Raw genomic sequence first — 8,563 nt, 5'->3', positions numbered from 1 at the left:
AAATACTAATATCTGTAACATCTGTATTTTACAAAATATATCTAACAATTTGGGATATTAATTCAACAGTCTTTAATATACAATACGCAAAAGGATTAAACCAAAGTTTACTTTTCAATACATAAATCTGCCGCTTTATAATTTTTAAAATCTTTGACATTAAGAACACCTATTTAAATTTTTTGAAACTTTGTAGTTCTTTCCTAATATCTATTGTAGTATAAAATTTAGAGATTATCTTTGATAATTACTCATAGGTGTTCCTTGATGAAACTTTAGTCTCCACTCCCCAGCAGAGTATAACCAAATTGAACTCCTATTAGCTTTTAGCTGATCTTTACCAACTTCACTAATATAAGTAACTTGATAAACATTTTTATCTATTTTATGAATTCGGAAATTCTCAAGAGGTATTATTACATTTATCCTTTGAAATGGTGAGGATAAGACTTCTTCTCTCGTATAAACCTTTCCTGAACGACCAAATTCAAAAAAATCAGGGGCTAAAATATTATTCATATAGGAATTATCAAATCTAGTCTCTTCTATCCAAAGAGACTCTTCAAGAATCTTAAGCTGATTAATATCCATTTTGACTATTTAATAACAGAAACACCACCCATATAATTTATAAGAGCTTCAGGAACCATAATAGAACCATCTTCTTGCTGATAGTTCTCTATAACTGCCAATAATGTTCTACCAACAGCTAAACCAGAACCATTTAAAGTATGAACTAATTTTGGCTTTTTCATTGATGGATCTTTATATCTAGCTTTCATTCTGCGTGCTTGGAAATCACCACACCAGCTACAAGAAGAAATCTCTCTATAAGTATTTTGAGATGGTAACCATACTTCTAAATCATAAGTTTTCTTAGCACTAAAGCCCATATCTCCAGTACATAATTTCATTACTCTATACGGCAAATTTAGCTTTTGTAAAACTTTCTCTGCATGAGATGTTAATAGCTCTAATGATTCTTCTCCTTTTTCTGGAGTAGTAATATGTACTAGCTCAACTTTCTCAAACTGATGTTGACGAATCATTCCTTTAGTATCTCTACCATAAGACCCTGCCTCACTTCTAAAGCAAGGAGTATGAGCTGTATAGTATCGAGGCAATGTTTCTGTATCTAAGATTTCATCTCTTACTAAGTTTGTAACAGGAACTTCAGCAGTAGGTATTAAGCTATACTCAAAATCACCTTCTAATTTAAAAAGATCTTCCGAAAATTTTGGTAATTGGCCTGTACCATACAAACTATCATTATTTACCATATACGGTACATACAGCTCTTCATAACCATGCTTTTCTGTATGCAAATCAAGCATAAATTGAGCTAAAGCACGATGTAATTTAGCTATCTTACTTTTTAAAACAACAAAACGGCTACCTGTAATCTTTGCACCAGCTTTGAAATCTATCATATTAAGTAGCTCGCCGATATCAGCATGATCTTTCGCTGGAGCTTCTACATGAAATTCGCGTGGTATTCCCCATTTCCGTACTTCTACATTTTCATCCTCATCTTTTCCTACAGGAACATCATCAGCAGGAATATTTGGCATACCTAATAAAGTTTGATTAATATCTTCAAGTAATTCTTTTAAATCTTTCTCAACAACTTTAAGCTCTTCATTTATTTCATTAACTTTTGAGAAAATATCACTAGCATCTTCACCTTTAGCCTTTCTTTTGCCAATCTCTTTTGAGATAGCATTTCTATCAGCTTGTAGTTCTTGAGTCTTTTCTTGTAGCTGCTTTCTCTTTGCTTCTTTAGCATTGAACTCTTCAATATCAAACTTATAACCTCTAGTTGCAAGTTTCTCAGCTACTTCTTGTAAATTATCTTTAATATATTTTGCATCAAGCATTTTTTATAAAACCCTTATTTTTCAAATTTAAAAATAGTTTTACCCGTCATTTCTTTAGGTTGCGGTATACCCATTACATTAAGTATTGTTGGAGCAATATCAGAAAGTTTACCATCTTCTATAGCAACTTCAGCTTCCTTATGTCCGACATATACAAATGGTACCAGATTTGTTGTATGTGCTGTGTGAGGCTTCTGAGTTTCTGGGTTTAGCATCATATCCGCATTACCATGATCTGCCGTGATAAACATATTTCCATTATGCTCAAGTATCACATCTTTTAATTTTGCTAAACACTGATCCAAATACTCTATTGCACGCATTGCAGCTTCATAATTTCCAGTATGCCCAACCATATCAGAGTTAGCATAATTACATATTATACAATCATATTTACCACTCTTTATAGCATCAACTAGCTTATCTGTAACTTCTGGAGCTGACATTTCCGGTTGTAAATCATATGTCGCTACTTTTGGAGATTGTATTAATATTCTATCCTCACCTTCAAACTGATCTTCTTTTCCTCCATTGAAAAAGAAAGTAACATGAGGATATTTTTCTGTCTCAGCTATTCTTAGTTGTGTTTTATGATTCTTCATTAATACTTCACCTAGAGTATTAACTGGCTGATCTGGAGGAAATGCTACAGCACATTTAAGCTTAGAGTCATACTCAGTAAGTGATGTAAAGTTAATATTTAAGTGCTTTGGTCTAGGGAAGTGATCAAAATCTTGATCGACAAAAGCATGACTAATTTCTCTAGCTCTATCAGCTCTGAAGTTCATAAATATAACACTATCATTATCTTGAACTTTTATTAATCTATCATCTTTTTTAATACAAGTAGGTATTACAAACTCATCAGACTGGTCACGAGCATATGATTGCTCTAATGCTTCAAGAGCACTACTATATATAAACTCAGCTTCTGCATTTGCTATAGCATTATACGCTCTTTCTACTCTATCCCAACGATTATCCCTATCCATAGCATAGTATCTTCCAGAAACACTCGCTATATATCCTAAATTTAGATCCTGTAATAATTTATCCGCTTTTTTAATTGACTCTTCTGCTGATCTAGGAGGTGTATCTCTACCATCTAAGAAAGCATGCAAATATACTCTCTTAACACCTTTTTGCTTAGCAATCTTTATCATCTCAAAAATATGCTCTTCATGAGAATGAACTCCGCCAGGAGAAAGTAGCCCCATTAAGTGTAAGCTTGAATCATTTTGCTTAACATTTTCTATAGCATCACAGATAGCTTTATTTTCACCAAAAGTCTTCTCTTCGATAGCTTTATCAATTTTTGTAAGCTCTTGGTAAACTATTCTACCTGAACCTATATTAACATGACCAACCTCAGAGTTGCCCATTTGTCCTCTAGGAAGCCCCACAGCTAAACTAGAAGCATTAATAAGAGTCTTTGGAAACTCTTCCCATATACTATCCCAAGTTGGAGTATCAGCATTTTTAATAGCATTAAAATAATCACTCTCGCTATAGCCCCAGCCATCAAGAATTACTAATAGAGTAGTTTGTTTCATAATGATCCTCAGAAATTTTAAATTTTGAAATTATATCTATACAGGCGTAATTATAACTTTATATTTAAAGTTTGTCTGCTTTGATATGAAAGTTTTAATTATTTTATAATTTAGCAATAAGATTTTAAAATAAGAAGATAAGGTTAAGAATAAGGTTATTTAACTAGCTAATACCTCTTCAATGCTATTTAATCTTCGAACTTCCACCTGCTGATTTGGTATTATAATTGCAATAATCAAACCTATAATAGCAACAGCCAAAAGAAGCAAACATAAACCTACTGTTGGTGATAGCCATCCCATAACAACAGTCGCTATCATTGGTGCAAAACCTGATAAAGATGCTCCAAAGCCAAAACCTATTGAACACCCTGTTGCACGTACTCTTGGTGGAAAGATCTCTGTATAATATGGTGTTGATACTCCTTGAATTATAGAAGTCAAAGCTGCCATAGCAATAACCATAGAAGTTATTAGTGCAACATTATTAAGCTGCATAAATATAACCATAGGCACGCATAACACCAGTAATATAATATACCCACCAATATGAGTCTTTTTACGCCCCCAAATATCAGATAAATATCCTGCTAAAGGCATAACAATACACATAATAGCTATACTAACTGTATTTATAGCTAATGCTGTAGAAAGACTGAGATTAAGCTCAGTTTCCATATACGTTACCATATATGTTATATCTAAGTAGTAAAGCACCATTGCTGTTGTTGATAAACAAATAATCAATGTTAAACGCCACGGATAATGCTTAAGCAAGTCTTTAATAGGTTCAACTTTAAAGTTATTTTCAGTATTTTCCACCTTTTCATCTTCTTTTATAAAAAAGTGGATTAATAGTAAAAAGAAACCTAAAGCAAATGGTATACGCCAAGCATAATACTGCCAAGACTCTGGTAAAAAGTGTATCGCTATGTAACTAAGTCCAGATGCTAAAAGAAAGCCTACAACTGCTGCAGAATATGCAACAGCTAAATTAAAGCCTGTAAATGCTTGCTCTTCGGCTGTTAAAGTCATCAGATTACCAAACTGACCACCTGCAGATAACCCTTGCAATACTCTGACTAGAACTAATAATATTGGCGCCCAAATTCCTATGCTACCATAACCTGGCAAAAAGGCCATCATAATAGTTGGAATAGCCATAAAGACAATTGCAATATTCATCGCATAGTGACGGCCTAATTTATCTCCAATCCTACCAAAAATTATTGATCCTATCGGTCTTGCAATAAATCCTGCAGCAAATGCTCCAAAAGTTGCTATTAAAGCTACCCAAGCATTAGTTTTAGGAAAAAATTGGGCTGCAATTATTGTGGCAAAATAGCCATATAGAGAAAAGTCATACCATTCGATTATGTTACCAAAAGAGTTTTTTAATGTACGAACAATTTGTTCAATCATAATAAAAATTTGACTCCTTATTTGTTTTTCTAAAAAATTTATTATCGTTTTATAATAACTAACAAGTGCCATAAATTCAAATTTGCACTTTTTTGTAATTACTGCTTTTAACTTTATCATTTATGTACTTAATGTTTTCTTATATAATGATCTTTAATAAATCTATTTATTTATATCGCGATTTCTATGAAAGAATCTAAAAAAGAAAATAAACTACCTACTCTTAATCAAGAACATTCTCTAAATACTTTAATAAATAGCTTTTCTGAAGAGTTAAGAAAAACTAAGTTTGAAGGTGACATTCACTCAGACTATGCATCAAGAATATCTTCATCCATGGATAATAGTGTGTATTTTGTCGTTCCAGAATTAGTAGTATTCCCAAAAAATAAAGATGATGTTAATAGAGTTTTTGCCTTAGCTAGTAAAAAAGAATACCAAGAAGTAAAATTCTCTCCTCGTGGAGGAGGCACAGGTACTTCAGGCCACTCACTATGTGTTGGAGTCATTATAGATTCTAGTCGCTATATGAATAATATTTTAGAAATCAATATTGAAAAAGAATTTGTTAAGGTTGAACCAGGAGTTGTTTTAGATCAATTAAATGCTTCGCTTGCAGACACTGAGTATTTCTTTGCCCCTAACTTGTCACCTAGTAATAGAGCAACATTAGGAGGTATGGTAAATACAGATGCCTGTGGTAAAGGATCTAGAATATATGGTCGTACTAGTCAGCATATTTTAGAACTCGAATGCACATTAGTTAATGGCCAAAAACTCTCAACAAAAAAAATAAGCTTAAATGACATTCAAGAAGATAATCTAAGTGAAGTTGAAAAAAATATCTACACAACTGTAGTAGAACAAATCATAGACAAATATAATCTAATTGAGGAAAAACTACCTAAACTAAGTAGATTTTTAACAGGTTATAATTTAGCAAAAACCTATGATAAGAAAAATAATGCCATTAATCTTAGTTATTTAGTCTCTGGCTCAGAAGGAACTCTAGCTTTTGTTACAGAAATGACTCTCAAACTAACTAAAAAACCAAAATATAAAGCTTTATTTAGTATCTCATATGACAGTTTTAATAAAGCTCTGAAGGCTGCTAGAGATTTGTTACCCTCAAATCCATCTGCTATAGAAACTGTAGATAGCAACATTATTGAGATAGCCAAAGATGATGAGGTCTATCACAAAATAAAACATATGCTTGAAAAAAATACATCAATAAATCTTGCCGCTATAAATTTCGTAGAATTCATTGCAGATTCTCAACATGAGCTAGATACTAAAACTGCAAATCTTGAAAGAACCCTATTAGAAAATCAAGCAATTTTTCACCTAACAGAAAGTCCAATGGAGATGGATAGCTTATGGGAACTACGTAAAAAAGGTGTTGGACTACTTGGTGCTATGAAAGGTAGTCGTAAACCAATACCATTTATAGAGGACACAGCAGTTGCTCCTGAGAAACTAGCAGATTATATAGCCGAGCTAACAAAATTATTAGATTCTCATGGTGTAAAATATGGCATGTTTGGTCATGTTGATGTTGGTTGTCTTCATGTACGCCCTGCTTTGGATATGAGCTCACCAGAAGATTCTCAAAAAGTCACAAAGATAACAAAAGAAGTTAGTGAACTTGTCAGAAAATATGGAGGCATTTTATGTGCTGAGCATGGACATGGACATAGAAGCGAATACTTAAAAGATTATTTTGGTGATGAACTTTATGAATCTTTAGGACATATTAAAAAAGCTTTTGATCCTCACAATCAGCTCAACCCTGGCAAGATAACAGTACCTAATGGCAGCAAAGACCAGTTAGTAAAAGTTGATGGACCTTTTAGGGGCTACTCAGATGAGCAAGTACCAAAAGAAATGCGCCAACAATTCTCTGGTGCGTATAATTGTAATGGAAACTCACAATGTCTTAACTATAACTTAGATACTGTAATTTGTCCTTCTGCTAAAGCAAGTAGAAACTGGCTATACTCACCTAAAGGAAGAGCTGCTGTTTTACGTGAATGGTTAAATCAGCTAGCAGCAAAAGGCTATTCTACTGTTGGAAAAGAAGAAAGCTTTGGCTTTGAGAAAACTGAGGACTCTATCAATGATTTTTCTCATCAAGTTTATGATTCTTTAGATAAGTGTCTAGGCTGTAAAGCTTGTATAACAGGTTGTCCTATAAAAGTTGATATTCCAACCATGAAATCTCAATTTTTGGCTAACTATCACTCTAAATATAAAAGACCTTCATTAGACTATTTTGTTAAACATAGTGAATCTATTTTGAAGATAAACTTATATATGCCAAAAATCTTCAATGATATATTTAATACTCAATTTGTTAGAGCAGGCCTAACAAATACCATTGGGTTTGCTGATACTCCTTTAATAAGCTCTTTAAACTTAAGAGCTGAACTTAAAAAGAGAAATGCTCCTGAATTCAATATTAAAGAGTTAGAAAATCTAAAAGTAGAACAACGATCAAAAACTGTTTGTATCGTGCAAGATATATTTACATCATTATACGATACTCATATAGTCTTAACTTTATATGATTTTCTAACAGCTTTAGGATTCAAAGTTTATTTTGCTCCTTTTAAAATAAATGGTAAACCATCACATGTTAAAGGTTTTTTAAAATACTTTAAAAAACAAGCTTTAAAAGCGACTAAACTATACAATGAGATTGCTAAAACAAAAATCGATATGATTGGAATCGACCCAGCAATGACATTAGTATACCGAGATGAATATCGCAAGGTTTGTGGTGATCAAATAAGGTTTAAAGTAAAAATGCTTCAAGAGTGGTTAATTACAAAACTAAAAGATCTTCCTCAGATGCGCGGTATGATAGATACTGAATTTAACTTACTTAATCATTGTACAGAAAAATCTTTATCTACAACTTCAACTACTGATTGGCAAAAAATTCTTAATCACTTTGGTATAAAAACAAAAATTGCTAATGTTGGATGTTGTGGTATGTCTGGAAGTTTTGGTCATGAAACAAAACATATAGATGATTCAAAACATATCTATAGTCTAAGCTGGAAAAATGAAATAAAACAGTCAGGTATTAGAAATTCTATAGCTACAGGTTTTTCTTGTAGATGCCAAGTTAAGCGCATAGAGGGACATACTATTAAGCATCCTATAGAAATTTTAGAATTAAATAGAAAAAAACAGCAAAAAGTGTTGACACAGAAAATAGGATAAGTATAATAATCAACATTCCTCGGGTTGTTAGCTCAGTCGGTAGAGCAGTTGGCTTTTAACCAATTGGTCACAGGTTCGAATCCTGTACAACCCACCACTTATTTTCTAATTTTACTACCGAATACAAAAAACGAAATTTCTTTTTTTATATCACTTTTGGTAAGGTGATAAATCTAATTTATTGTAGTTAAATTCACTAGAAGTTTCGACTAGCTAAAAAGGCTATTTTTTTATGAATGCTATTTGTAGGATGTAAGTTATCAAAGAAAATATATTTATTGATATTTTCATGGCAATTAGGCGTTTGATCATAATCAAGTAAATAATCTAACTTGTCAGTTTTTAGCGGAATATCTAAACATGATTTATCACTTATATATTTTTTATTTTCTATTAATTTATTTAATAAAGACTGTTGAATAAATCTTTCAATTTCTATGAATAGGAATATTTTTGCTATTTTTAGTAAAAACTTAGCCT

At 32.1% G+C, this 8,563-nt stretch carries 6 protein-coding genes and 1 tRNA gene; 2 read left to right on the top strand and 5 right to left on the bottom strand.

From position 1 onward, the window contains the following. Window positions 1-234: 234 nt before the first annotated feature. From R8535_RS10290 to R8535_RS10275, 4 genes are all read right to left on the bottom strand, one after another. Window positions 235-591, bottom strand: coding sequence for a nuclear transport factor 2 family protein (locus R8535_RS10290; protein ID WP_329498976.1), 357 nt, complete (start codon window positions 589-591; stop codon window positions 235-237). 5 nt (window positions 592-596) lie between these two features. Next, a complete protein-coding gene (serS, locus tag R8535_RS10285) occupies window positions 597-1,877 on the bottom strand; it encodes a serine--tRNA ligase (protein WP_329498978.1) in 1,281 nt (426 codons plus the stop codon). 14 nt (window positions 1,878-1,891) lie between these two features. After that, a complete protein-coding gene (gene gpmI, locus R8535_RS10280; RefSeq protein WP_329498980.1) occupies window positions 1,892-3,430 on the bottom strand; it encodes a 2,3-bisphosphoglycerate-independent phosphoglycerate mutase in 1,539 nt (512 codons plus the stop codon). Between the two features lie 159 nt (window positions 3,431-3,589). After that, the gene (locus tag R8535_RS10275) at window positions 3,590-4,852 is read right to left on the bottom strand and encodes an MFS transporter (RefSeq protein WP_329498982.1); all 1,263 of its coding nucleotides are present in this window, start codon (window positions 4,850-4,852) and stop codon (window positions 3,590-3,592) included. A 186-nt stretch (window positions 4,853-5,038) separates the two neighbouring features. Here R8535_RS10275 and R8535_RS10270 point away from each other — a divergent pair, with 186 nt between their 5' ends. Further along, the gene (locus R8535_RS10270) at window positions 5,039-8,083 is read left to right on the top strand and encodes an FAD-binding and (Fe-S)-binding domain-containing protein (protein ID WP_329498984.1); all 3,045 of its coding nucleotides are present in this window, start codon (window positions 5,039-5,041) and stop codon (window positions 8,081-8,083) included. 21 nt (window positions 8,084-8,104) lie between these two features. Continuing rightward, window positions 8,105-8,180: transfer RNA gene (locus tag R8535_RS10265), tRNA-Lys, on the top strand. Window positions 8,181-8,279: 99 nt separating this feature from the next. Here R8535_RS10265 and R8535_RS10260 read toward each other — a convergent pair. Then, on the bottom strand, window positions 8,280-8,563 hold a 284-nt coding region (locus tag R8535_RS10260; RefSeq protein WP_329498986.1), incomplete at its 5' end, for a hypothetical protein.

The organism is Francisella sp. 19S2-4, from assembly GCF_036281795.1.
Lineage (GTDB): Bacteria > Pseudomonadota > Gammaproteobacteria > Francisellales > Francisellaceae > Francisella.
The sequence above is the reverse complement of the archived record's forward strand: the minus strand, read 5'-3'. Positions and strand labels throughout refer to the sequence as shown.

Excerpts from the sequence above, each read along its gene's own strand:
- R8535_RS10275 (WP_329498982.1), bottom strand. The coding sequence starts at position 4,852 with ATGATTGAACAAATTGTTCGTACATTAAAAAACTCTTTTGGTAACATA.
- gpmI (WP_329498980.1), bottom strand. The coding sequence starts at position 3,430 with ATGAAACAAACTACTCTATTAGTAATTCTTGATGGCTGGGGCTATAGC.
- R8535_RS10270 (WP_329498984.1), top strand. The coding sequence starts at position 5,039 with ATGAAAGAATCTAAAAAAGAAAATAAACTACCTACTCTTAATCAAGAA.
- serS (WP_329498978.1), bottom strand. The coding sequence starts at position 1,877 with ATGCTTGATGCAAAATATATTAAAGATAATTTACAAGAAGTAGCTGAG.
- R8535_RS10290 (WP_329498976.1), bottom strand. The coding sequence starts at position 591 with ATGGATATTAATCAGCTTAAGATTCTTGAAGAGTCTCTTTGGATAGAA.